This window comes from Roseicella frigidaeris, from assembly GCF_003258945.1.
Taxonomy (GTDB): Bacteria; Pseudomonadota; Alphaproteobacteria; order Acetobacterales; family Acetobacteraceae; genus Paracraurococcus; species Paracraurococcus frigidaeris.
Genome location: NZ_QLIX01000008.1, coordinates 1 through 22,672 on the forward strand (window position 1 = coordinate 1; position 22,672 = coordinate 22,672).

General features: G+C 74.1%; 20 protein-coding genes. 11 read left to right on the forward strand and 9 right to left on the reverse strand.

The genetic code is table 11. The features are described from left to right. Nucleotides 1–199 precede the first annotated feature (199 nt). The 5 genes from DOO78_RS28425 to DOO78_RS12540 all read right to left on the reverse strand — a co-directional run bounded on the left by DOO78_RS28425 (nt 200) and on the right by DOO78_RS12540 (nt 7,410). Nucleotides 200–2,518, reverse strand: coding sequence for a methyl-accepting chemotaxis protein (locus DOO78_RS28425; RefSeq protein ID WP_111470132.1), 2,319 nt, complete (start codon nt 2,516–2,518; stop codon nt 200–202). Nucleotides 2,519–2,599: 81 nt separating this feature from the next. Further along, nucleotides 2,600–4,174, reverse strand: coding sequence for a gamma-glutamyltransferase (locus DOO78_RS12525; protein WP_111470133.1), 1,575 nt, complete (start codon nt 4,172–4,174; stop codon nt 2,600–2,602). A 78-nt stretch (nt 4,175–4,252) separates the two neighbouring features. After that, entirely contained in the window at nt 4,253–4,960 is a 708-nt protein-coding gene (locus DOO78_RS12530; RefSeq protein ID WP_165838866.1) for a GntR family transcriptional regulator, read from the reverse strand. Between the two features lie 348 nt (nt 4,961–5,308). Further along, complete coding sequence (locus DOO78_RS12535; RefSeq protein WP_111470135.1) at nt 5,309–6,301, reverse strand: tripartite tricarboxylate transporter substrate binding protein; 993 nt, start codon at nt 6,299–6,301, stop codon at nt 5,309–5,311. 134 nt (nt 6,302–6,435) lie between these two features. Further along, nucleotides 6,436–7,410: a tripartite tricarboxylate transporter substrate binding protein gene (locus DOO78_RS12540; protein ID WP_111470136.1), complete on the reverse strand. Its 975-nt coding sequence runs from the start codon at nt 7,408–7,410 to the stop codon at nt 6,436–6,438. Nucleotides 7,411–7,558: 148 nt separating this feature from the next. On the opposite strand from DOO78_RS12540, the gene DOO78_RS12545 reads away from it, so the two are divergent. Together DOO78_RS12545 and DOO78_RS12550 are read left to right on the forward strand one after the other, a co-directional pair. Then, the gene (locus DOO78_RS12545; protein ID WP_165838867.1) at nt 7,559–8,008 is read left to right on the forward strand and encodes an acyl-CoA thioesterase; all 450 of its coding nucleotides are present in this window, start codon (nt 7,559–7,561) and stop codon (nt 8,006–8,008) included. Nucleotides 8,009–8,010: 2 nt separating this feature from the next. Beyond that, nucleotides 8,011–8,415 (forward strand): YkvA family protein, encoded by a 405-nt coding sequence (locus DOO78_RS12550; RefSeq protein WP_111470138.1) that lies wholly within the window; start codon nt 8,011–8,013, stop codon nt 8,413–8,415. A gap of 35 nt (nt 8,416–8,450) precedes the next feature. On the opposite strand, the gene denD is transcribed toward DOO78_RS12550, so the two are convergent. Then, nucleotides 8,451–9,437 (reverse strand): D-erythronate dehydrogenase, encoded by a 987-nt coding sequence (denD, locus tag DOO78_RS12555; protein ID WP_111470139.1) that lies wholly within the window; start codon nt 9,435–9,437, stop codon nt 8,451–8,453. Nucleotides 9,438–9,609: 172 nt separating this feature from the next. On the opposite strand from denD, the gene DOO78_RS12560 reads away from it, so the two are divergent. The 6 genes from DOO78_RS12560 (at nt 9,610) to ugpC (ending at nt 15,565) form a co-directional block, all read left to right on the forward strand. Then, the gene (locus DOO78_RS12560; RefSeq protein ID WP_111470140.1) at nt 9,610–10,773 is read left to right on the forward strand and encodes a diaminopropionate ammonia-lyase; all 1,164 of its coding nucleotides are present in this window, start codon (nt 9,610–9,612) and stop codon (nt 10,771–10,773) included. An 88-nt stretch (nt 10,774–10,861) separates the two neighbouring features. Then, complete coding sequence (locus tag DOO78_RS12565; protein ID WP_111470141.1) at nt 10,862–11,179, forward strand: DUF2171 domain-containing protein; 318 nt, start codon at nt 10,862–10,864, stop codon at nt 11,177–11,179. A gap of 225 nt (nt 11,180–11,404) precedes the next feature. Continuing rightward, on the forward strand, nt 11,405–12,736 hold the full coding sequence (gene ugpB / locus DOO78_RS12570; protein WP_111470142.1) for a sn-glycerol-3-phosphate ABC transporter substrate-binding protein UgpB: 1,332 nt from the start codon (nt 11,405–11,407) through the stop codon (nt 12,734–12,736). Nucleotides 12,737–12,769: 33 nt separating this feature from the next. Continuing rightward, entirely contained in the window at nt 12,770–13,651 is an 882-nt protein-coding gene (gene ugpA / locus DOO78_RS12575; protein WP_111470143.1) for a sn-glycerol-3-phosphate ABC transporter permease UgpA, read from the forward strand. Beyond that, nucleotides 13,638–14,489, forward strand: coding sequence for a sn-glycerol-3-phosphate ABC transporter permease UgpE (gene ugpE, locus DOO78_RS12580; RefSeq protein WP_111470144.1), 852 nt, complete (start codon nt 13,638–13,640; stop codon nt 14,487–14,489). The genes ugpA and ugpE overlap by 14 nt, the downstream gene beginning before the upstream one ends. Further along, the gene (gene ugpC, locus DOO78_RS12585) at nt 14,489–15,565 is read left to right on the forward strand and encodes a sn-glycerol-3-phosphate ABC transporter ATP-binding protein UgpC (protein ID WP_111470145.1); all 1,077 of its coding nucleotides are present in this window, start codon (nt 14,489–14,491) and stop codon (nt 15,563–15,565) included. The genes ugpE and ugpC overlap by 1 nt, the downstream gene beginning before the upstream one ends. A 159-nt stretch (nt 15,566–15,724) precedes the next feature. Here ugpC and DOO78_RS12590 read toward each other — a convergent pair whose 3' ends face one another. Further along, entirely contained in the window at nt 15,725–16,951 is a 1,227-nt protein-coding gene (locus DOO78_RS12590) for a glycoside hydrolase family 108 protein (protein WP_111470146.1), read from the reverse strand. A 121-nt stretch (nt 16,952–17,072) separates the two neighbouring features. Further along, on the reverse strand, nt 17,073–18,320 hold the full coding sequence (locus DOO78_RS12595) for an ABC transporter substrate-binding protein (RefSeq protein ID WP_111470147.1): 1,248 nt from the start codon (nt 18,318–18,320) through the stop codon (nt 17,073–17,075). 147 nt (nt 18,321–18,467) lie between these two features. On the opposite strand from DOO78_RS12595, the gene DOO78_RS12600 reads away from it, so the two are divergent. From DOO78_RS12600 to DOO78_RS12610, 3 genes are read left to right on the forward strand one after another with little or no spacing between them, the layout of a single operon-like run. Beyond that, nucleotides 18,468–19,475, forward strand: a complete 1,008-nt coding sequence (locus DOO78_RS12600) for an NAD(P)H-quinone oxidoreductase (RefSeq protein WP_111470148.1) — start codon at nt 18,468–18,470, stop codon at nt 19,473–19,475. Nucleotides 19,476–19,486: 11 nt separating this feature from the next. Further along, nucleotides 19,487–20,491 carry a DMT family transporter gene (locus DOO78_RS12605; protein WP_243634526.1) on the forward strand — a complete coding sequence of 335 codons (1,005 nt, stop codon included), beginning with the start codon at nt 19,487–19,489 and terminating at the stop codon, nt 20,489–20,491. A gap of 40 nt (nt 20,492–20,531) precedes the next feature. Further along, nucleotides 20,532–21,293 carry an alpha/beta fold hydrolase gene (locus tag DOO78_RS12610; RefSeq protein WP_111470150.1) on the forward strand — a complete coding sequence of 254 codons (762 nt, stop codon included), beginning with the start codon at nt 20,532–20,534 and terminating at the stop codon, nt 21,291–21,293. Nucleotides 21,294–21,303: 10 nt separating this feature from the next. Here the strand turns inward: DOO78_RS12610 and DOO78_RS12615 are convergent, their stop codons facing one another. Beyond that, entirely contained in the window at nt 21,304–22,203 is a 900-nt protein-coding gene (locus DOO78_RS12615) for a metallophosphoesterase (protein ID WP_207802883.1), read from the reverse strand. Nucleotides 22,204–22,672: the final 469 nt, after the last annotated feature.

Genomic DNA, 22,672 nt, shown 5'->3' on the forward strand with positions numbered 1-22,672 from the left:
CCCATTCCTCCTCGCTCGTGTCGGTCGGATAGCAATATCGCCGCAGCTCAGTACACATCCCATATATTTGGGATCAACTCGGTCCGTAACACGCTCTAGAGCATGTCCTGCGAACGTCCGTTCACCGGCAGTGCTCTAGGTATTTGTTTTTGCGAGCATCTTCACCTGTCCGGATGAGGTCATCCGGACAGGATCTGCTCTAGTGCCGCGGCAGCGTCAGCACGCCGCGGGTGCCGGGCGGCACGGCCTGGGCGCCGGTGACCAGGGCGCCATGCGCCGACAGATTGAGCAGCTTCGCCTCCGTCTGCACCGTGCCGGCCTCGATCAGGCAGGGCTCCCGCACCGGGAAGCGCGGCTCGAGCCGCCGGTCGGCCTCGTCCATGGAGCTGCGCACCACGTCGTTCAGCGAGGCGCGGAGGGCGTGCAACCCACGGTCCACCTCGTCCGTGCCGTCGCGCAGCTCGGCGGCGCGGGCCCCCGCCGCCAGGGCGTCGCGCGCCACCGCATCGATGCGGCCGGCCATCTCCCGCACCTCCTCGCCATTGGCGGCGACGTTGCGGGCGATCTCCTGGGTCGCCACGCCCTGCTGCTCGACCGCGGCAGCGATCACCCCGGCGCTTTCGGAGATGCGACCGATGGCGCGGCCCATGCCGGCGACCGCATGCACCGCCGCATCCGTCGCCGTGGCGATGCCGTTCAACTGGCGCGAGATGTCCTCGGTCGCGCGCGCAGTCTGCGCCGCGAGCTGCTTCACCTCCCCGGCGACGACCGCGAAGCCCTTGCCGGCATCGCCGGCCCGGGCCGCCTCGATGGTGGCGTTGAGGGCGAGAAGGTTGGTCCTGGCCGCGACATCGCCGATCAGGCGCACCACCTCGTTCACCCGTCCCGCCGCCTCGGCGAGGGAGAGGATGGTCGTCTCCGCGGCACGGCCGCCCCTGACCGCCTCCTCGACCACCTCCCGCGCATGCGCCGTCTGGGTCGTGATCTCGCGGATGGAGGCGGCGAGCTCCTCGGTCGCGGCGGCGACCGCCTGGGTGTTCTCCAGCGCCCGCCCGGAGGCCCGGGCCGAGGCCTCGGCATGCTCGCCGAGCCGGCCCGCCGCCTCGGCCACCTCGGCAGCCTGGGCTGCCATCCGGCCGGACCGGCCGGCGACCGCATCGACCGCGGCCTGCGCCTCGGCCTCCACCTTGCCGGCCATCTCCCGCATGGCGCCGCAGCGCGCCTCGGCGGCCCGGCGGTCGAGCTCGCCATGCTCCTGCTCGGCATAGGAGAGGCGGGCGCGGAGGGCCCGCAGGAGGCTCGTCACCCGCCGGAATTCGCTGGCCGCGGGGCTGGCGATGCGCCCCCGCAACTCGCCGCGGCTGAGCCGCTGCAGCGTCGCCTCGACGGCGCCGAGATGCCGCCGCAGGCTGCGGAGGCCGAGCAGGCCGATGGCCGCGAGCAGCGCCAGCCCGGCGAGGCCGACCATCGGCACCAGCCAGAGCCGCCAGGCCAGCTCCGCCCGCGCGGCGGCCTGCGCCGCGGCGACGCCATCGGCCTGCAGGGCGCCGAGCCGGAGGCCGAGGGCGGAGACGGACTCGGCGAGCGGCGCCACCCGCGCCTGCAGATGCGCCCGCAGGCCCGGCCCGTCCTGCCGCTCGGCCAGGGCGAGGGCCGGCTCGATGCCCTCCGCCACCAGGCGCCGCCGCGCCGCGTCCAGCTCCCCGGCCAGCGCCGCTTCCTCGCCGCCCCGGAGAGGCGCGGCGATCTCCGGCCAGGCCGCGTCGATCTGCGCGAGCTGGTGCCGCACCGCCGCGATCCGCGGCGCGACGCCCGTCTGGCCGAGCAGCTCCCCGGGCATCAGCGAGACCTGCAGCACGGCCTCGCGGCTCAGCTCGCGCAGCTCGGCCAGGCGCGCCGCCGGCTGGATCCGCTCCTCCTGCACCTGGCGCAGCCGGGCTTCCATCGCGGTCATGCCGGACAGGCCGAGCCAGCCGACCAGGCCGAGGCTCAGCGCCGCGACGGCGCCGGCGGCGCCGAGCCGGCCGGTGATGCTCCGCGCCAGCCCGGCGAGGCGATGCCGCCAGCCGGTGGGCACCAGCTCGCCATCCCGCAGGCGGAGGCGCCGGCTGCCCTGGCGCAGCGCCGCATAGGCGGCCTCCGCCGCGGCGATCTCGGCCCGGTCGGGGCGGGTGCGGATGGAGATGTAGCCGGTGGTCTGGCCGGACTCGACGAGCGGGGTGACATTGGCCCGCACCCAGTAGAAGTCGCCGCCCTTGGTGCGGTTCTTCACCAGCCCCTCCCAGGGCCGGCCGGCCTTCAGCGTCGCCCAGAGATCGTGGAAGGCCGCCTGCGGCATGTGCGGATGCCGCACCAGGTTGTGCGGCGCCCCCTCCAGCTCGGCGGCGGCGAAGCCGCTGACCTCGACGAAGGCCGGGTTGGCGAACAGGATGCGGCCGCCGGCATCGGTGCCGGAGACGAGGACCTCGGTCTCCGGCACCAGGATCTCGCGGTCGGTGATCGGCTCGTTCAGCCGCATGGGTGCCCTCGGGATGCGTGCGTCCCGGGAGCGTTACAGGCGGAAGGCTAATTTCCCTTCAACGCCCCCCTGCGGGGCCCGTCAGCCCGCCGCGACGGCGGCGCTCCAGGGGCTGGCGGCGTCGCTGATGCCGACCACCCCCTTGGGGCCGCGGCGGATCAGGTTGGGGCAGGCGAAGTTGATCGGCATCACGCCATGCTCGACCAGCTCCACCGGCCCGGCGCCCCGGAGCGCGGCCAGCACCGGCTCGGGCAGCCGGCGATCGGCGCTGATCCCCTCCGGCCCGGAGACGTCGATGCGCGGATGATGCGCCGCCGCCTCCGGATCCATGCTGAAATCGGCGACGAAGGCGAGGAGCTGGAAGACCGCGGCCATGATGCGCCGCCCGCCCGAGGCGCCGACCGCGATCTCCGGCGCCCCGCCGCTCGCGGCGATGACCGGGCACATGTTGTTCAGGGGCCGCTTGCCCGGGCCGATGGCGTTCGGCGTGCCGGGGATCGGGTCGAACCACATGACGCCGTTGTTCATCATGATGCCGGTGCCGGGCAGCATGACGCGCGAGCCCATGGAGGAGAGCAGCGTCGTCGTCATCGCGATGGTCAGCCCGTCCTTGTCGCAGACGGTGAGGTGCGTGGTGCAGCTGTCGGCACCCTGGGGTTCGGCATCGCCGAGGCCGGCGAGGCGCTCGGCATAGGCCTCCTGCATCGCCCGGCCGAGCCCGGCATACCAGGCGGGGGAGGGCTCGCTGCCCGACCAGTCGGCATCGGCCATGCGCTCCAGCACCCGGCGGAGCGTCGGCGCCGCGGTCAGGCCATTGACCAGCATCAGCTCCCGCCCCCGCCAGGGGACGGCGATGGAGGGCAGGGTGCGGGCCCGGCACTGCGCCAGGTCGGCCGCGGAGAGCACGCCGCCCATCGCCTGCACATCGGCGATGATCTGCGCCGCGATCTCGCCCTCGTAGAAGTCGCGCAGCCCGGCCTGCTGCAGCCGCTCCAGCGTCGCCGGCAGGTTGCCGAGCACGAAGCTGCCCGGCGTGCCCTGATAGGGCGGCACCGGCGGCAGGCCGTTCGGCAGGTAGACCCGGGCGCTCTCCGGATAGAGCCGCAGCACGCTGGCCGAGGAGGCGACCTTCAGCGTGGTGTACCAGTCCTGCGGCAGGCCACGGCGGGCCAGCGCCAGGGCCGGCGCCAGCACCTCGCGCATCGGCAGCCGGCCGTAGCGCTCGTGCAGCAGGGCATAGCCGGCGACCGCCGAGGGGATGACGAAGGAGAGCGGGCCGTGGACGTTCCGGTCCCCCACCACCTCGGGCCAGGGGAAGAGGTCGCGCTTCATCCCGCCGGTCAGCGGGAAGGCGCTGGGGTCGAGGCCGGCGGGCGAGACCGGGCCGAAATCCAGCGTCTCGGCGCGGGCCATGCCGGGCTGCATCACCTGCGCGAAGCCGATGCCGCCGAGGCCGGAATTCCACGGCTCGACCGCGGCGAGGGCGAAGGCGGTGGCGACCGCGGCATCGGCCGCGGTGCCGCCGGCCGCGAGCATGGCGGCGCCGGCCTCGGCGGCCGACCCGACCTGGGAGACCACCATGCCCCCGGCGCCGCGCGCGGCGGGCTTGCGGAGCACCCAGTTCTGGGTGAGGTGCGGGGCAGGGGTATCCGGCATGGTGCGGCTCCGGCGGGAGAGGTCGGCGCATGCTCCCGCCAGCCGCCCTCGCCGGCAAGCCCATGCGGCCGGGGGCCGCTACATCGCCGGGGCCCGGCGCCGCTCGGCGACCAGCGTCTCGAAGTCGAGCCGCGCATAGCGCCCGATATGCTCGACCAGGGTGGCGATGGCGCCGGCCTCGTCGCCGGCATCCAGCGCCTCGAGCAGCGCCTCGTGCTCCTCGTTCTGCGGCAGGCCGCCCTGCAGGCGCAGCGCCAGGCCCCAGACCACGGCGAGCTGCCGGGCCAGCCCCTGCCACAGCGCGAGCAGCGAGGGATTGCCGGAGACGCGGCAGAGCTCGGCATGGAACTCCACCTCCGCCAGCACCGGCAGGGCCGGATCGCTGGCCTCCAGCGCATAGGCGAAGGCGGCCGCCGCCACCCGCAGCCGGTCGAAGCGCTCGCGGCCGCCGGGCTGGGCCAGGGCCTCGCGCACCGCAAGCGTCTCCAGCGACAGGCGGACCCGCATCAGGGCGGCGACGCCCCGGTTGCTGATCCGCATCAGCCGCATGCCCTTGTAGGGCGTGCTGACGACGATACCCTGGCTCTCGAGCAGCCGCAGGGCCTCCCGGACCGGGACCCGGCTGATGCCGAGGTCGCGGGCGATCTCCGCCTCGACCAGGCGGTCATCCGGCAGGAAGATGCCCCGCGCGGCGCCGGCGACGATCGCCTCCGCCGCCTGTTCGACCATGGTCCGCGGCTGGACCGGCAGGAGCCGCCTGAGCTCGACGCCGGAGCCGGCTCTCATAAAACCCACCGGCGCGCCGGCCCGCGCGCGGAGGTCTCGAACTGTCACTGACATGGCTCCCGATCCGCTCGCGAACACGAGAAGTTTAAATTCAACTTCCTGGTTTTGGAAGCGAAGCCGCAGTTGCCCTGCAAGGGAGCACAACGACCACCCGCGTTTCCGGGCAGGGCAGACACAACCATAGGTAGATAAATCAAACAAGAACAATCGCAACAAGATCTTTCCGACCCCGGAAATCAGGCCTTCGCATGCAATATGTCTCGTATTCGATACAAACCGGGCCATGCCGCCCGGCTCGGCCGACCGCGATAAAATTGCAACGGTTGCGTGACAAACTCCGGCAGTGCCCTATTCACGCCAGGGACGCCGACTCCAGAGATGGCGCAGCCGCCCTTCCATCTCGGCGATCATCGCCGCATAGGCATCGCCGACCAGGATCCGGAGCGGCATCCCCGCCCGTTCGGCCTCCCGCAGGAAGGCCGGCTCGGCGAGCGCCGCGGCGAAGGCCGCCTCCAGCCGCGCCCGCATCGGCGCCGGCAGTCCCGGCGTGCCGACGAAGCCGCGACTCGCGCCGGCGACCAGGTCGAAGCCCTGCTCGCGGAAGGTCGGCACCTGCGGCAGGGGGGCGAACCGGGCCGGGGCGGCGAGGCCGAGGGCGCGGATCCGCCCCTCCTGCTGCAGCGGCAGATGCTCGCTGATATTGCCCACCAGCAGGTCGAGATGCCCGCCGAGCAGCGCCTGGATCGCCGGCGCGCTGCCGGTGAAGGGGACATGCACCATGGGCGGCGTGCCGGCCCAGTCCTCGAAGGCCAGCATGGCGATGTGGTCGTCCCCGCCGACCCCGGTGCTGCCATAGGTGAGCGCCCCCGGCCGCGCCCGCGCCGTGGCGACCAGCGCGCCGAGGTCGCGCAGCGGCGAGCCGGCCAGCACGAAGACGGTGTTGGGGTCCTCGACGACATTGGCGAGCCAGGCGAAGTCGGCGCTGCGGTAGCGGACCTGCCGCTCGATCGGCAGGGCAGGCAGCGCCGGGGCGGTGATGCAGCCGAGGGTGTAGCCATCCGGCGCGGCGTTGAAGACCGCCTCGTTGCCGAGCTGGGTGCCGGCGCCGGGGCGGTTGATCACCACGAAGCGCGCCCCCTCCCCGAGATGCGCGCAGACATGCGGCATCAGCAGCCGGGCCAGCGCATCCAGCGCGCCGCCGGGCGGCACCGGCACCACCACCTCGATCGGCCGTTCCCCCGGCCAGCCAGGGGCGGTGGCCTGGGCGCGGCCGATCCGCGGCGCGAGCCCCGGTGCCGCGAGCGCGGCGAGGCAGGCGACGGTGTGGCGTCGGCGGATCATGGCGGTCCTCCCCGGACGGTTTTGCCCGAGCCTCGCCGCCCGGCCCGGCGGGCGCAAGCGGTGGGCGCAAGCGGCGGGCGCAAGCGGCCGGCGCGGCGCCACCCGCCCGGGCGCGTCCGCGCGACGGGCCCGGCCTATTCCTTCCAGGGGCGGCGCGCCCAGAGCCGCCGCAGCGTGGCGAGGTCGGCCGCCATCATCGCCGCATAGGCCTCGCCGACCAGCGGGCGGAGCGGCAGGTTCATCCGCTCCGCCTCGGCGAGGAAGGCGGGATCGGCCAGGGCGGCGCCGAAGGCGGCGCGCAGCGCCGCGGCGATCTCGGCCGGCAGGCCGGGCGGGCCGGCGATGCCGCGGGCGCTGCCGCCCAGGATGTCGAAGCCCTGCTCGCGGAAGGTCGGCACCGCCGCGGCGGCGGACCAGCGCTGCGGCCCGGCCTGGCCGAGGCAGCGCAGCCGCCCTTCCCGCAGCAGCGGCAGGCCCTCGCCCATGTTGAAGCTGCCGATCGGCAGGCGGCCGCCGAGCAGGTCGCGCAGCGTCGGCGCGGTGCCGTTGTAGGGAACATGCACCAGCCGGGTGCCGGTCGCCTCCTCGAAGGAGAGCTGCAGGATGTGGTCGTCCGACCCGACGCCCGCGGTGCCGACGCCGTAGCTCTCCGGCCGCGCCCGCGCCGCCGCGGCGAGGTCGGCGAGGCCCTGCCAGGGGCTGTCGGGGTGCACCCAGAAGGCGGCCGGGTCGTCGACGACATTGGCGATGTATGTGAAGGCCTCCGGCCGGTAGCGCGGCGTCCGCTCGATGCTGATGGCGTTCATCGCGGTGTTGGTGGCGCCGCCGAGGGTGTAGCCATCCGGCGCGGCGTTGAAATTCGCCTCGAAGCCGAGCTGCCCGCCGGCGCCGGGCCGGTTGGTCACCACGAAGCGCGCCCCGGGCAGGTGCGGCGCCACCGCCTGCAGCACGCCGCGCACCATGGTGTCGACGCCGCCGCCGGCGGGGAAGGGAACGAAGACCTCGATCGCGCGGGCGGTCGGCCAGGCGGCGCCGGGGCCGGTCTGGGCGAGGGCGGGCGCCGCGAGGAGCCCGAGCGGTGCGGCGAGCAGCCGGCGGCGTGCCATCATGGATGCGGGTCCTCCCTGGCCCGGTCCGGGTCGTCCGCCGTCGTGTCGCGGCAGCTCCCTCGGCCTCCTTCCCGGGGCATCCCCGCCCTGGGCATCCCCCGCAGGCTGCGCTACCCCCTGCGGCAGAGGCAAGGGCAGGGGGCGGGCGATGACGCCGGAGGAACGCGCGGCGTTCGGGGTCGAGGGCGACTGGGCGGCCTGGCGCCGGCACCGCATCCGCTGGTCCGAATGCGACGCGCTCGGCCATGCCAACAACACCGCCTACCTGACCTTCTGCGAGGATCTGCGCGTCGGGCCGGGCTGGTCGGCGCTCGGCGGCCGCTTCGCCGCGGATGCGGTGAGCCCGGTGGTGGCGCAGATCGAGGCGCGCTACCTCCGCTCCCTGGTCTTCGAGGACGAGGCGCTGCTGACGCTCCGCTTCGCCGCGGTGAAGCGCACCAGCTTCGTGCATGAGTATGCGGTGTGGAAGGACGGGCTCTGCTTCTCCTGCCGCACCGTGCTGGTGGCGGTGCGCCAGGATACCGGCGAGCGAGTGCCGGTGCCGCCGGCGATCCGCGCCGCCATGCTGGCCGCCGGCGCGAAGGATGAGGCGGGGTAGCCATGCTCGGGCGGCTGCGCCGCTGGGCCCGGGGCATCCGCCGCGACGCGCATGCGCTCTGGCTCGCCGCGCGCGACCCGCGCACCCCCTGGCCGGCGCGGCTGCTCGCCTTTCTGCTCGCCGCCTATGCGCTCTCGCCGATCGACCTGATCCCGGACGCCATCCCGGTGCTCGGCCTGCTGGACGAGGCGGTGCTGCTGCCCCTCGGCCTGCTGCTGGCGGCGCGGCTGATCCCGGCGCCGCTGCTCGCCGAGTTCCGCGCCCGGGCGGCGGCCGCGGCGGCGCGGCCGGTCAGCCGGGCCGGGGCGGCGCTGATCGTGGGGCTCTGGCTGCTGGCCGCGCTGCTGCTGCTCCGCTGGCTCCGGCCATGGCTGACGGGGGTAGGGAGGTTTGCGCCCTGCGCTTGAGGGGGCAGGACGGTGAAACCGTCCTGCGCTCGGTCTCAGAGCCCGCGCTCGGCCCGCGTCGCGGCGAGGTCGTCCGCGATGAAGGCCTCGATGATCTCCTCCAGGCTCTCCTGCTCGGAGAAGCCGAGCAGCCGCCGGGCCCGCTCGGCGGTGAAGCTCGCCGGCCAGGTGCCGACGATCGCCTCGATCGCCGGGTCGGGCGCGTGCCGCACCCGGGCCCGCGCCTCCGGCCCGGCCACCGCCTCGAGCGCGCTCAGCATCTTGCCGACCGTCGCGCTGCGCCCCGGCGGGTTGATGCCGCGGTCGAGGCCGAGCCCCTTGGTGTCCATGGTCATGGCGTGCAGGAACCAGTCGACCGCGCGGCGCGGCGAGCAGATCCAGACCGCGAAGGCCTCGCCCACCGGCAGATCGGTCTCGAGGCCGAGCAGCGGCTCGCGCAGGATCGCCGAGACGAAGGAGGAGGCGGCCTTGTTCGGCCGGCCCGGGCGGATGATCACCGTCGGCAGCCGGATGTTCACCGCATCGACGAAGCCGCGGCGCGAGGCGTCCTGCAGCAGCAGCTCGCCCATCGCCTTCTCGGCGCCGTAGCTGTTGCCGGGGAGCTGGCGGGCATCGTCCTCCAGCCGCGCCTCCTGCCCGCCGCTGAAGCTGGCGACCGAGGAGGTGAAGACCACCCGCGGGGGCGTCGCCAGGGCGCGGCAGGCCTGCAGCACGGCCAGCGTGCCCTGCAGGTTCACCCGCAGGCCGAGGTCGAAATCCGCCTCCGCCTGGGCCGAGACCACGGCGGCGAGATGCACCACCACCCCGGTGCCGGCCGGCACGGCCGCCTGCACCGCCGCGGGGTCGGCTATGTCGCCGGCGAGGCGGCGCACCGGGAAGGGGGCGTCGAGCGGCGGCGGGGCGTTGAGGTCGAAGAGCGTCAGGCCGGTGATCGCCTGGTCGCCGAGCTGTCCCTCCCGCGCCAGGCGCTGCGCCAGCTTGCGGCCGAGGAAGCCGCCCCCGCCCAGGATCGTGATCTGCATGGCCACCTCCCCTGGAGCCCCGGACGAGGCTCCTGCTCCCTGATCGCAGGGCCGGTTCACGCCTCGAGGCGGTTCCCGCCCTCGGCGACCGGCGCCGTTGCCCCAGCCCGGGGCCGCCATGCCATGTCGCGCCTTGGCAGCGGCGGTGCAAGCGGGCCATTTTCCCGCTGCCATGACCATCCCTCGTCGCTCCTATCGCCTCTTGCTCAATCGCCATGCCGGGACACCGGGCGTGGTCGTCCTGCCCGAGTCCGGCTTCCGCCGGGCGAAGGAGGAGATCACCGCCTGGCCCGGCTATGCGCCGACGCCGCTGCTCGCCCTGCCCGAGCTCGCCACCGCCGCCCGGGTGGCGGCGATCCACTGGAAGGACGAGGGCGGCCGCTTCGGCCTCGGCAGCTTCAAGGCGCTCGGCGGCGCCTATGCGGTGATGCGCCTGCTGCAGGCCGAGCTGGCGCGCCGCGGCCTCGCCAATGCCGCGACGGCGGCGGAGCTGGCCGAAGGCGGCCTGCGGGAGGAGACGCGCAAGCTCACCGTCACCTGCGCCACCGACGGCAACCACGGCCGCAGCGTCGCCTGGGGGGCGGAGCGCTTCGGCGCCCGCTGCGTCATCTTCGTCCATGCCGGCGTCAGCCAGGCGCGGCGCGACGCCATCGCCCGCTACGGCGCCGAGATCCGCGAGGTGCCCGGCACCTATGACGACGCGGTGCGGGCGGCGCAGCGGACCGCCGAGGCGGAGCGCTGGTTCGTCGTCTCCGACACCTCCTATGCCGGCTATACCGAGGTGCCGCGCGACGTCATGCAGGGCTACCGGCTGATGGCCGAGGAGGCGGCCGAGGCGCTCGACCAGCCGCCGACCCATGTCTTCGTCCAGGGCGGCGTCGGCGGCGTCGCCGCCGCGGTCTCGGTGCAGATGCGCGCCCGCTACGGCGCCGCCGCGCCGCGCCTCGTCGTCGTGGAGCCGGAGCAGGCCGCCTGCCTGCTGGCCAGCGCCGAGGCCGGGCAGCCGACCGCGCTCGAGGGCGAGCTCGACACGCTGATGGCCGGCCTCGCCTGCGGCGAGCCGAGCCTGCTCGCCTGGCAGGAGCTGGAGCGGGCGGCCTTCGCCTGGATGGCGGTGCCGGACGAGTCGGCGGTGGATTGCATGAAGCTGCTGGCGCGGCGCGAGCCGAAGGTGGTCGCCGGCGAGAGCGCGGTCGCCGGCCTCGCCGGCCTGCTGCTCGCCGCCCGCGACCCCTTCGGCCGCTCCATGCTGGGGCTGGAGGAGGGGAGCCGCATCCTGCTCTTCGGCACCGAGGGGGCGACCGACCCGGCGCAATATGCGCGGCTGACCGGCTGAGGCGGGGCGCGTAACGAGCGGCCGCCCCCTGCATCCCGGCGGGGGCCTGCGCCGTTTCCGCCCCGTCCCAGCAAGAGGAGACAGGCGCATGCGACCGACCCGCGAGAGCATCCGCGAGCACATGGAGGTGGTCGGGGCCGATGGCGGCCATGTCGGCACCGTCGACCACCTGGACGGCGACCGCATCAAGCTCACGCGCACCGACCGGGGCGCCGGCGGGCGGCATCACTGGCTGCCGCTCTCGATGGTCGCCGATATCGAGGGCGAGACCCTGCGCCTGACCGTGCCGCTCGACCGCGTCGCCGGCTACTGGCAGAACGAGGAGGGCTATACCGGCCCGATCGAGAGCGACGATGCCGAGAGCCGCGGCATGGGCGAGGCGCTGCGGGGCAAGGACCCCGGTTAGCGAAAGCGCGTCCCGGCTCCCGCCGCGGCCTAGCGGCTGGACCGGCGCCGCGCCCGGGCGGCGCGGCGGCCACCGGGCGGCACACAGTCCGGTGCGTGATGCCGGCCGGCCGCGTCATCGCGCTTGCCCCCTTCATCGTTCTGCCGTTCTTCTGTCACAGCGACGCAACGCACGGCGGCTACTCGCCGCCCACCGCAGAACGGGACAGGGAGAGACCACGCCGCCATGCAGCGCCGTTCCTTCATGGCCGGGGCCGCCGCCCTCGGCCTCGCCGCGCCGGCGAGCCTCCGGGCCCAGGCCCGCACCGAGATCCAGTTCTGGCACGCCATGCCGGGGGTGCTGGGGGAGGTCGTGGCCGAGCAGGTGAGGCGCTTCAACGCCAGCCAGCCGGCGGTGACCGTCGTGCCGAGCTTCAAGGGCGGCTACACCGACACCATGACCGGCGCCATCGCCGCCTGGCGGGCCGGCAACGCGCCGCATATCGTGCAGGTCTTCGAGGTCGGCACCGCCACCATGATGGCGGCCGGGCCCGCCATCCGGCCGGTGCACGAGCTGCTCGGCGAGAATGGCGTGGCGCTCGACCCGAAGCGCTACCTGGCGGGGGTGCGGGGCTATTACAGCGACACGAAGGGCCGGCTGATCTCGATGCCCTTCAACTCCTCCTCCGCCATCATGTTCCTGAACCTCGACGCCTTCGCCAAGGCCGGGCTCTCGACCACCGATCTGCCGAGGACCTGGGCGCAGCTCCGCCAGGCCTCGGAGAAGCTGAAGGCGGCGGGCGCCACCCCGGTGCCGATGACCACCTCCTGGCCCACCTGGGTGATGTTCGAGCAGATGGCGGCGATGCACGACGTGCCCTTCGCCACCCTGGCCAACGGCTTCGAGGGGCTCGGCACCGAGCTGCGGCTCACCGGCCCGCTCTTCGTCAAGCAGGTCGAGTACCTGCTGGCGGCGCAGAAGGACGGGCTGTTCCGCTATGGCGGCCGCGACAACGCCGCGGACGGGCTCTTCGTCGCCGGCGAGGCGGCGATCAGCTTCATGTCCTCCTCCCTCCGCTCCCGGCTGGAGAAGGAGGCGAAGTTCAAATGGGCCGCGGTGCCGCTGCCCTATCACGACGACCTGACGAAGAGCCCGAAGAACGGCGTCATCGGCGGCGCCAGCCTCTGGACCCTGACCGCCCGCAACCGCACGCCCGCGGAGTACAAGGCGGTCGCCGCCTATTTCCAGTTCATCTCCGAGGCCGAGCAGGACCTCTGGTGGCACAAGTCGACCGGCTACGTGCCGATCACCCTCGCCGGCTACGAGAAGGCCAGGGCCGAGGGCTACTACGCGCAGAACCCGGGCGCCGACGCCGCCATCATCCAGCTCTCCCGCGCCGAGCCGACGCCGAACAGCATGGGCTTCCGGCTCGGCGGCATGGTGGAGATCCGCAACATCATCCAGGAGGAGCTGGAGAAGGCGCTGCAGGGCCAGCAGGGCGCCACCCAGGCGCTGGAGAGCGCCAACCGGCGCGGCAACGTGGTGCTGCGGAATTTCGAGAAGGCCAACAAGGCCTGACGGGCCGGGAGCCTGGAGGCCGGGAGGTCGGGGGTGGAGCGCAAGACCGTCTTCGAGGGGAAGCTGCTGCCCTGCCTCCTGGTGGCGCCGCAGCTCCTCGTCACCATCCTCTTCTTCTTCTGGCCGGCGGGGCAGGCGGTGTGGTTCGCCTTCCTCCGGCAGGACGCCTTCGGCATCCGCACCAGCTTCGTCGGCCTCGAGAATTTCCAGGATCTCTTCGCCGACCCGCTCTATCTCGAGACCTTGCGCAACACCCTCGTCTTCGCGGCCGGGGTCAGCCTGATCGCGCTGACCGTCGCGCTGTTGCTGGCGGTGATGGCGGACCGGCAGATCCGCGGGGCCGGCCTCTACCGCATCCTGCTGGTCTGGCCCTACGCCATCGCGCCGGCGGTCGCCGCGGTGCTGTGGATCTTCCTCTTCCACCCGCAGATCGGGCTGCTCGGCCGCGCCCTCAACGAGGCCGGCCTGCCCTTCGACTACAAGCTGAACGGCACCCAGGCGATGCTGGTGGTGATCCTCGCCGCCGCCTGGAAGCAGGTCTCCTACAACTTCATCTTCTTCCTCGCCGGGCTGCAGAGCATCCCGAAATCGGTGCTGGAGGCCGCCGCCATCGACGGCGCCCGGCCGGCCTACCGCTTCTGGACCGTGACCTTCCCGCTGCTCTCGCCGACCACCTTCTTCCTGCTGGTCGTCAACCTGGTCTACGCCTTCTTCGAGACCTTCGGCGTCATCGACGCGCTGACCAAGGGCGGGCCGGCGCGGGCGACGGAGACGCTGATCTACCGCGCCTATATCGACGGGCGGGTGAACCTCGATCTCGGCATGTCCTCGGCCCAGTCGGTGGTGCTGATGCTGGTCGTCATCCTGCTCACCGCCGTCCAGTTCCGCTTCATCGAGCGCCGTGTCCACTACTGACTCCCCCGGCGGCCGGGCGGGCACGGACTGGCTGGCGCATGCCGTGCTGCTGCTCGGCGTCGTGCTCTTCGCCCTGCCGCTCTGGATCGTGCTCATGGGATCGAGCCACGACGCCGCCACCATCGGCCGCGGCGAGGTGCCGCTGCTGCCCGGCCCGCACGCGGCCGAGAATTACGCCGCCGCCTGGGGCCGCGGCCCCACCGGCGTGCCGGTCGCCCGGATGCTGTGGAACAGCACCGTCATGGCGCTCTGCGTCGCGGTCGGGAAGATCGCGATCTCGATCCTCTCGGCCTATGCGGTGGTGTTCTTCCGCCTCCCCGGCCGCAACCTGGTGTTCTGGTCGATCTTCCTCACCCTGATGCTGCCGGTCGAGGTGCGGATCTTCCCCACCTTCAAGGTCGTCTCCGACCTCGGCCTGGTGAACACCTATGCCGGCCTGATCATCCCGATCATCGCCTCGGCCACCGCGACCCTGCTCTTCCGGCAGTTCTTCCTCACCATCCCGGACGAGTTCGTCGAGGCGGCGAAGATGGACGGCGCCGGGCCGCTGCGCTTCTTCCGCGACGTGGTGCTGCCGCTGTCGCGCACCAACATGGCGGCGCTCTTCGTCATCCTCTTCGTCTATGGCTGGAACCAGTATCTCTGGCCGCTGCTGGTCGCCACCTCCGAGGATGTCGAGACGGTGGTGATCGGCATGGTGAAGATGATCGGCTCGGAGTCGAACACCGACTGGAGCCTGGTGATGACCACCTGCGTGCTGGCGCTGCTGCCGCCGGTGCTGGTGGTGCTCCTCATGCAGCGCTGGTTCGTCAAGGGCCTGACGGAGACCGAGAAGTAATGGCGACGCTGGACCTCGCGGGCATCCGCAAGTCCTTCGGCCCGGTCGAGGTGCTGCACGGCGTCGACCTCGCCGTCCGGGATGGCGAGATGATCGTCATCGTCGGCGCTTCGGGCTGCGGCAAGTCGACCCTGCTGCGCATCGTGGCGGGGCTCGAGCGCCCGAGCGGCGGCCGCGTCGTCATCGGCGGCCGCGACGTCACCGCGCTCGAGCCGGCGGAGCGCGACATCGCCATGGTGTTCCAGAACTACGCCCTCTACCCGCACATGACCGTCGCCCAGAACATGGGCTACGGCCTGCGGATCCGCGGCCTGCCGCGGGCCGAGATCGCGCGGCGGGTGGGGGAGGCGGCGGCGCTGCTCGGCATCGAGGCGCTGCTCGACCGCCGGCCGCGGCAGCTCTCCGGCGGCCAGCGCCAGCGCGTCGCCATGGGCCGCGCCATCGTGCGGGAGCCGAAGCTCTTCCTCTTCGACGAGCCGCTCTCCAACCTCGACGCCAAGCTGCGGGTGCAGATGCGCGCCGAGATCCGCCGGCTGCAGAAGCGGCTCGGCGTCACCAGCCTCTTCGTCACCCATGACCAGGTGGAGGCGATGACGCTCGGCGACCGCCTCGTCGTCATGCATCAGGGCCATGCGGCGCAGGTGGCGACCCCGATGGAGGTGTTCGAGCGCCCGGCCGACACCTATGTCGCCGGCTTCATCGGCAGCCCGGCGATGAACGTCCTGGCCGGGCGGCTGGCCGAGGGCGGGCGGGCCGTCGCGCTCGCCGCCGGGCCGGTGATCCGCTTCGCCGATGGGCCGCGCCCGGGGGCCGAGGGGGAGCCGCTCACCATCGGCATCCGGCCGGAGCATCTCCGCCCCGACCCGGCGGGCCTGCCCCTGGCGCTCGAGCTCGTGGAGCCGCTCGGCTCGGAGACGGTGCTGCATGGCCGGCTGCCGGGCGGCGAGGCGCTGGTGGTCAAGCTCGCCGGCGCCGCGCCGCGCGAGGGGGTGCTGCCCATCGCCCTGCCGCCCGAGGCGCTGCACGTCTTCCAGGCCGGCAGCGGCAAGCGGCTCGATCCCGCACCGCCGGCCTGAGGCGCCGGAGGCAGGCGGGGCGGGGCAGAGTCCTGCCAAAGGGTTCATCCCTGCCGAGCGCCCGAGAGGGGCGCCGCCGCAACCGCGGCGCATGCCGCCCGGCGCCAAGGGGACTGCCAAGGCGGGCGGTCGGTGGGTCACCGGCCGCCGCCGTCGGGATCAGGCGCCGGCCATCAGCAGCGCCTGCCGGCGGACATCCTCCACCCGCCGGGCCCAGCCGCGGCCGAAGCGGGGGAAGGTGGCGAGCCCGCGGTAATGGTCGAGCCGCGCCTGGGCCAGCGCCTCGATGAGCGGGCCGGCTTCGGCCGCCTTCGCCGCCCGCAGCGTGTAGGGGCCGACCGCGCCGTCCGGCTTCACCCCGACCGCCCGCTGCAACAGCTTCACCGAGGTGCCGGGCCCGGCATTCACGCCGAAATCGAAGACCATCAGGTCGATGCCGCGCGGCAGGTCCTCGCAGCGCATCAGGTTCCAGTACTGGGCGCGGTAGATCTCCTTCGCCTCCTCGGCCGAGAGGGCGCGCACCTCCTCTGGCGTCACCGGCCGGCCGCGCCAGGCGGCGAGGCAATGCTCGGTGATGCCCATCTGCGTCGCGCCGCCCGGGTCGGCGGCGTCGTTGGAAAAGCCGCCTTCCTGTTGCAGCACCACCTCCAGGCAGAGATCGAAGCGCCCGGGCTGGCCGGGGCGGGGCGTCGCCCTGGCCGGGGCGAGCCCGGCGAAGGGGGCCGCGACGAGCGCCTCCAGCGCCGTCGCCGGGGCGCGCGCCGCCCCCGCCCCTGCGCCGGCCTGCATCTGCGCCTGCTGCAGGCTGGCGACGGTGCGGTCCTTGTCGCGCGAGCCCTGGCTGGAGCCGAGCCAGAAATTCACCACCGCCGTGAAGCCCGCGACCAGCGCGCCGACCACGACGTTGAGCAGGGTGAGCGTGGTCGGGTCGCCGCCCGCCGGCGGGAAGCGCACCAGCCAGGCGGTGAAGCCGAAGAAGCCGGCCAGCACCAGGGCCGAGACCGCCGCCGGGGTCGCGGCGGCGATGCTGGCCGAGACGCCGGGGGCGAGCAGGGCGGCCGAGAGGTTGGCGCCGGCCCGGGCGCGGTCCGCCGCCTCCACGCGCAGCGTCTCCAGCAGGGCCTGCCGCTCCGAGGCGGCGTCCTCGACCTGCAGCGCCTGGTACTGGATGCGGATCTCCTCCAGCCGGAGGCGCAGCGCGCCGGCCTTGGCGGCGTCCTCCTGCACGCTGCGCGCCGCCGCCGCCGGGTCGGCGGTACCGGCCACCTGCTGCACGGCCTCGGCCACCTTGCCGGCGAGCTCGCCGGCGCGGCGGCCGCCGAACAGGCCGACCAGCTCCGGCACCAGGCTGCCGGCGAGGGAGATCAGGGGGATGAGGGGAAGCATGGGGGCACTCCTTCCCGGCCATGGCCCCCGCCGGGCGCGGGCGCCTCGTTGGGAAATCGTACCCAACCTGCGCGCGCAATTTCAAGGAATTTATTCCGTTACCGGATCGCCGGGACGTCCCTCAGCCCACCGCCCCCATGCGGCCCTTCAGCGGCGCCACCGCGGCCTCGGCCGGCCCCACCGCGACCTGCCGGCCGCCCTGCCATTGCAGCAGGATGGGACGGGCCCGGGTGTTCTGGCCCTTCTCGTCGAAGCGGATGCCCCAGCCATTCGCGGTCGCGCCCTCGGCGATGTCGGTGGCCTGCAGGGCGGCGCGGATCCTGTCCTTCTCGGTGGCCGCGGCGCGCTGGATGGCATCGAAGGCGGCCCGGGCGCCGACATAGTTGGACAGGCTGCTGCCCGAGCGCGGATCGCTGCCGTAGCGCTTGCGGTAAAGCTCGAGGAAGGGCTTCACCCCCGGCGCCAGCCTTTCGTTCACCTCGAACTGCGGCACGTCGACATTCAGCGTGCCCTCGAAATCCGGGCCGATGGCGTGGGCCGTGTCGGTCAGGCTGTAGCCGGCCCCGGCGCCGACCACCATGCGCGGCCGCCAGCCCGCCTCCCGGAAGCCGCGGTAGAGCAGCAGGATGTCGTTCTGGTAGCCGGTGTGCAGGAGCACCTCGGCGTCCAGCCCCTTCAGCCGCTGCACCAGCGGCGGCCATTCGACGCTGCGGATGGAGTAGGTGAGCCGCTCCGCCAGCGTCATGCCGCGGGCCTTGAGCTGCGCCTCCTGCGCGCCGGCGACCGACTGGCCGTAGAGGCTGTCCTCGTGCAGCACCGCGACCGAGAGGCCGCCGAGCGGCTTGTTCCAGGCGAGCGTCAGCTGCTCGGCGACGGCGTCCACCGCCATGCGTCCCACCTCCGCCGCGCGCGGGCAGGTGCGCACCAGCAGGCGGAAGCCGCGATCGGTGATCGGGTCGGCGATGGCGCCGAGCTCGATATAGGGGATGCCCTGCAGCTCCGCCGCCTGGGTCGCGGCGAAGGCGAGCGGCGAGGCGCAGGTGCCGAACAGCGCCACCGCGCGCTCCGTCCCCTGCAGCCGCTTCACCTCGGCCTGCGCCTGCGCCGCATCGGCGACGTCGCCGCGGAGCAGGCGGATCGGCTTGCCGAGCAGGCCGCCGGCGGCGTTGCGCTCCTCGGCCGCCAGCTCGAGCCCGCGGAAATGCTCGTCGCCGAGCAGGGCGAGGGGGCCGGTGAAGGGGAAGAGAGCGCCGAGCCGGAGGCTGGCGGCCTCGGGCTGCTGCGCCAGGGCCGGGCTGCGGAGGGCAGGCAGGCCGCCGGCCAGGGCGGCGAGGCCGCCGAGCAGCGGGCGGCGGGCGGTCCGGGCCATGCCTGTCCCTTCGTTGCGTGGCGGAATGGCCGGATACTCCGCGGGCCGGCCGGCCGGCGCAACCCCGCGCCGGTGGCGGGCGGGGCCGCTTGACGGGGCAGGGCGCGGCGCGGAACCTCCGCCGCCCGCCGGAGAACGAGGAACGCCATGTCGCCCCTGCCCGAGACCATGACCTTCATCGACCACGGCGCCGGCGGCGCGCCGGAGGTGCTGGTGCCGAAGACCGGCCCGCTGCCGCGGCCCGGGCCGGACGAGGTCCTGATCCGGGTGCTGGCGACGGGGGTGAACCGGCCGGATGTGCAGCAGCGCAAGGGCCAGTATCCGCCGCCGCCGGGCGCGAGCCCGGTGATCGGCCTCGAGACCGCCGGCGAGGTGGTGGCGGCCGGGCCGGAGGCGGCGCCCTGGAAGCCCGGCGACAGGGTCGCGGCGCTGACCAATGGCGGCGCCTATGCCGAGTACTGCACCGCCCCGGCGGCGCAATGCCTGCCCTGGCCGCGGGGCTTCGACGCCATCCGCGCCGCCGCGCTGCCGGAGACCTTCTTCACCGTCTGGGCGAATCTCTTCGGCCATGGCCGGCTGCAGCCCGGCGAGACGGCGCTGATCCATGGCGGCACCTCCGGCATCGGCGTCACCGCCATCCAGCTCGCCAAGGCCTTCGGGGCGCGGGTGATCGCCACCGCCGGCAGCGAGGAGAAGTGCCGCGCCTGCCGCGAGCTCGGCGCCGATGTCGCGGTGAACTACCGCACCGAGGATTTCGTCGAGGCGGTGAAGCGCGAGACCGGCGGCAAGCTCGCCGACGTGGTGCTCGACATGGTGGGCGCCGAGTATTTCGGCCGCAACCTGCGCTGCCTCGGCATGGATGGGCGGCTCGTCCTCATCGCCTTCCTCGGCGGCTTCGAGGCGGAGAAGGTCGATCTCCGCCCGATCATGCTGCGCCGCCTCGTCGTCACCGGCAGCACCATGCGGCCGCGGACCACGGCGCAGAAGGGCGAGATCGCCAGGGCGCTGCGCGAGAAGGTCTGGCCGCTGCTCGAGGCCGGCAAGGTGGCGCCGCCGATCGACAAGGTCTTCCCGCTGCGCGAGGCGGCGGCGGCGCACGCGCTGATGGAGAGCAGCCAGCATATCGGCAAGATCATGCTGCAGGTGGCGGACTGAGGCAGCCGGGCATGGCGTCCCTCCGGCATCGCCCCGCCATGCCGGCCGAGGCCCAGGGGGAGCCACTGGCCGGGGAGCCGCTGGCCAGGGAGCCACTGGCCAGGGCGCCGCTGGCCGGGGCGGCGCCGGTCGCCGCGCGCCCGGCGGCCGGGCGCGGCCTGGCCGCCGGCCTGCCCTATCTGGCCGTCTCCGTCTGCCTCTTCGGCGGCATCTGGCCGGTGACCAAGGCGGCGCTGGCCGAGGCGACGCCGCTCTGGTTCGCGGTGAACCGGGCCGGCCTGGCGGCGCTGGCCTCGGCGCTGCTGCTGACGCTGCTGCGGCGGCTGCGCTGGCCGGAGCGGCACGACCTCGTCAGCATCGCCGGCATCGGGCTGCTGCAGCTCGGCGCCTTCTTCGCGCTGACGCATCTGGCGCTGGAATGGGTGCCGGCGGGGCGCACCGCCATCCTCGCCAATGTCACGGTGTTCTGGCTGATCCCGCTCTCGGTCTGGCTGCTCGGCGACCGCGTCTCGCGGCGGCAATGGCTGGCGGTGCTGGTCGGGCTGCTCGGCGTGCTGGTGCTGATGCGGCCCTGGGACCTGCTGGGCCAGGGCCTCGGCGCGCTGCCGGGCTATGCCATGCTGCTGGTGGCGAGTCTCTGCTGGAGCCTCGCCATCCTCGTCACCCGGCGCTTCCCGCCGCAGCGCCCGGTGCTGGAGCTGCTGCCCTGGTGCTTCGCCGTTGGCACCGCGCTGCTGCTGCCGCTGGCGCTCTGGCGGGAGCCGGGGGGCGGCATCGGCCCCGGCGCCTGGCCGCATGCCGCCTTCGTCGGCGCCGTCGCGGCGCCGATCGGCACCTGGGCGACCGTGGAGGCGGGGCGCCGCCTGTCGGGCATCATGGCCTCGGTCGGATTCCTGGCCGTGCCGGCGCTCGGCGTCGCGCTCTCGAATCTCTGGCTTGGCGAGAGGCTGGGCTGGGACGTCCTGGCCGGCGGGCTGCTGATCGGCGCGAGCGTCCTGTGCGCGGCCCGCGGGTGAGGCGGCGCGGCGCCGGCCGCAGCGGGGAGGGTGTGCAGGGATGCGGCTGAATGCGGTCGAGGCGGGGGAGGGGGCGCCGCTCGTGCTGCTGCACGGGCTCTTCGGCGCCGCGGGCAATTGGGGCAGCCTCCAGCGCAGGCTGGCGGCGCGGCGGCGGGTGATCGCCCTCGACCTGCGCAATCACGGCGCCTCTGGGCGCGCGGCGGCCATGGATTATCCCGCCCTGGCGGAGGATGTCGCGGAGACGCTGGCGGCCCTCGGCGCCGCACCCGCCGCCGTGCTCGGCCATTCCATGGGCGGGAAGGTGGCGATGGCGCTCGCCCTGACCCGGCCGGCGCTGGTCGGCCGGCTGGTCGTCGCCGATATCGCGCCCGTCGCCTATCCGCCGGCGCTGCGCGCCTATGTCGCGGCGATGCAGGCGGTGCCGCTGCATCCCGGCCTGACCCGGCGAGAGGCGGATGCGGCGCTGGCGCCGGCCGTGCCGGAGGCCGGCATCCGCGCCTTCCTGCTGCAGAATCTCCGCCTCGGCGAGGGCGGCCCGCACTGGCGCCTCGGCCTCGCCGAGATCGCCGCGGCCATGCCGGCGATCGAGGGGTTCCCCGAGCTCCCCGGCCGCTACGACGGGCCGGTGCTGGTGCTGCGCGGCGAGCGCTCCCCCTATGTGCGGCCGGAACACGAGGCCCGGTTCCGGGCGCTCTTCCCCGCCGCTGCCTTCGCCACCGTGCCCGCTGCCGGGCATTGGGTGCATGCCGAGAACCCGGAGGGCTTCCTGGCCCTGGTCGAGCCCTTCCTCGGCGGTTGAGGCGCGGTCGTCAGGCCGCCGGGCCGCCGAGCTCGACCAGCGTCAGCTCGGGCGGCATGCCGAGCCGCACCGGCAGCATGGAGTTGCCGAGGCCGCCGGAGACGACGAGGTGCCGCCCCGCCTCCTCGATGGCGCCATAGGCGTAGCGGTTGCCGAAGCGGCTGGGCACCACCGGGGAATAGCCGCCGATCCGCACCTGGCCGCCATGGGTGTGGCCCGAGAGGGTCACCGCCACCCGCGCCGGCACCTGCGGGAAGATGTCGGGCTCATGCGCCAGCAGGATGGCCGGCGCGTCGTCGGTGAAGGCGGCGAGCGTCGCCTCCAAGTCGTCGGCGCCGCGATAGGCGCCACGCCGCGCCCGGTAGGCCCATTGGCTGCCGAGGCCGCCGAGCCAGACCGGCCGGCCGCGATGCAGCAGCCGCCGCGCCGCGTTGTGCAGCACCGGCAGGCCGGCGGCGGCGAAATCCTCCGCCGCTTCGGGCAGCCCCGCCCCGCCGGCCTGGGTCGCCGCATCCTCCCACCAGTCATGGTTGCCGAGGATGGCATGCACGCCGAGGGGCGCGCGCAGCCCGGCCAGCACCTCGGCCACGGCGCGGAAGCCCGGCCGGTTGGGGGTGAAGCGGTGATCGGCCAGGTAGTCGCCGAGCAGCACGACGAGGTCCGGCCGCAGCGCATTGGTCGTCGCCACGATCCGCGCCAGCCGTTCGAGCGTCGCCTGCGGCCCGCCGCAATGCGGATCGGCGATCAGGGCGATGCTGAGCGGCAGGTCCGCCGGCCAGCTCGCGGGGGCCAGCCGGTGCCGCACCAGGCGCAGCGCCGGGCCGGGTTCGGGGCGGAGGACGAAGCCGCCGAAGCCGCCGAGACCGGTGCCCGCCGCGCCCGCGCCGCGCAGCACGGCGCGGCGCCGCAAGCGCGTCCGCCAGCCAGGCCGCGCCTCTCCCCCGCGGGCCAGGGCCATCGCATCACCGTCCATCTCAGTCCCCGTCTACTCGTCCCGACCCTGGCCGACCTTGGCCCAAGCCTCGCCTGGCGCGCGCCGGCTGCGCGACGCGCGGGCCAGGCCGCGCCCCTGAGGTGTCCTCCCCTGGGCCGTCTCCGTGTGGATTGGTGCGAGTCCGGCCGCAATCCGGGCCGCCGGACGCCCGATCGGGCCCTTCCCCCAGTCTGCGCCGCGAGATGCTGCCGAACCCCGAATCACCGGGCCGCAGGCCGCCTCCCCGGCGCCCGGGACGCGGTGGCTTCTTACACAAGCCCTCACGTCGGCGCTACCGGAAGCCGGCATCGCCGCATCGCCCCGGCGCCGGGAAGGGATGCCGACGCCGCATGGCGGCGCCGGCGCCAAGGGAACCGCCAATGGGGGCCGTTGATGGGTCACCATC

Bases quoted from the DNA above. Each gene is read 5' to 3' on its own strand.
- DOO78_RS12545 (WP_165838867.1), top strand. From the start codon at position 7,559: ATGACGCCGGAGGAACGCGCGGCGTTCGGGGTCGAGGGCGACTGGGCG.
- DOO78_RS28425 (WP_111470132.1), bottom strand. From the start codon at position 2,518: ATGCGGCTGAACGAGCCGATCACCGACCGCGAGATCCTGGTGCCGGAG.
- ugpC (WP_111470145.1), top strand. From the start codon at position 14,489: ATGGCGACGCTGGACCTCGCGGGCATCCGCAAGTCCTTCGGCCCGGTC.
- DOO78_RS12595 (WP_111470147.1), bottom strand. From the start codon at position 18,320: ATGGCCCGGACCGCCCGCCGCCCGCTGCTCGGCGGCCTCGCCGCCCTG.
- DOO78_RS12550 (WP_111470138.1), top strand. From the start codon at position 8,011: ATGCTCGGGCGGCTGCGCCGCTGGGCCCGGGGCATCCGCCGCGACGCG.
- DOO78_RS12535 (WP_111470135.1), bottom strand. From the start codon at position 6,301: ATGATCCGCCGACGCCACACCGTCGCCTGCCTCGCCGCGCTCGCGGCA.
- DOO78_RS12590 (WP_111470146.1), bottom strand. From the start codon at position 16,951: ATGCTTCCCCTCATCCCCCTGATCTCCCTCGCCGGCAGCCTGGTGCCG.
- DOO78_RS12600 (WP_111470148.1), top strand. From the start codon at position 18,468: ATGTCGCCCCTGCCCGAGACCATGACCTTCATCGACCACGGCGCCGGC.
- DOO78_RS12605 (WP_243634526.1), top strand. From the start codon at position 19,487: ATGGCGTCCCTCCGGCATCGCCCCGCCATGCCGGCCGAGGCCCAGGGG.
- DOO78_RS12565 (WP_111470141.1), top strand. From the start codon at position 10,862: ATGCGACCGACCCGCGAGAGCATCCGCGAGCACATGGAGGTGGTCGGG.
- DOO78_RS12540 (WP_111470136.1), bottom strand. From the start codon at position 7,410: ATGATGGCACGCCGCCGGCTGCTCGCCGCACCGCTCGGGCTCCTCGCG.
- DOO78_RS12610 (WP_111470150.1), top strand. From the start codon at position 20,532: ATGCGGCTGAATGCGGTCGAGGCGGGGGAGGGGGCGCCGCTCGTGCTG.
- DOO78_RS12560 (WP_111470140.1), top strand. From the start codon at position 9,610: ATGACCATCCCTCGTCGCTCCTATCGCCTCTTGCTCAATCGCCATGCC.
- DOO78_RS12530 (WP_165838866.1), bottom strand. From the start codon at position 4,960: ATGAGAGCCGGCTCCGGCGTCGAGCTCAGGCGGCTCCTGCCGGTCCAG.
- denD (WP_111470139.1), bottom strand. From the start codon at position 9,437: ATGCAGATCACGATCCTGGGCGGGGGCGGCTTCCTCGGCCGCAAGCTG.
- ugpB (WP_111470142.1), top strand. From the start codon at position 11,405: ATGCAGCGCCGTTCCTTCATGGCCGGGGCCGCCGCCCTCGGCCTCGCC.
- DOO78_RS12525 (WP_111470133.1), bottom strand. From the start codon at position 4,174: ATGCCGGATACCCCTGCCCCGCACCTCACCCAGAACTGGGTGCTCCGC.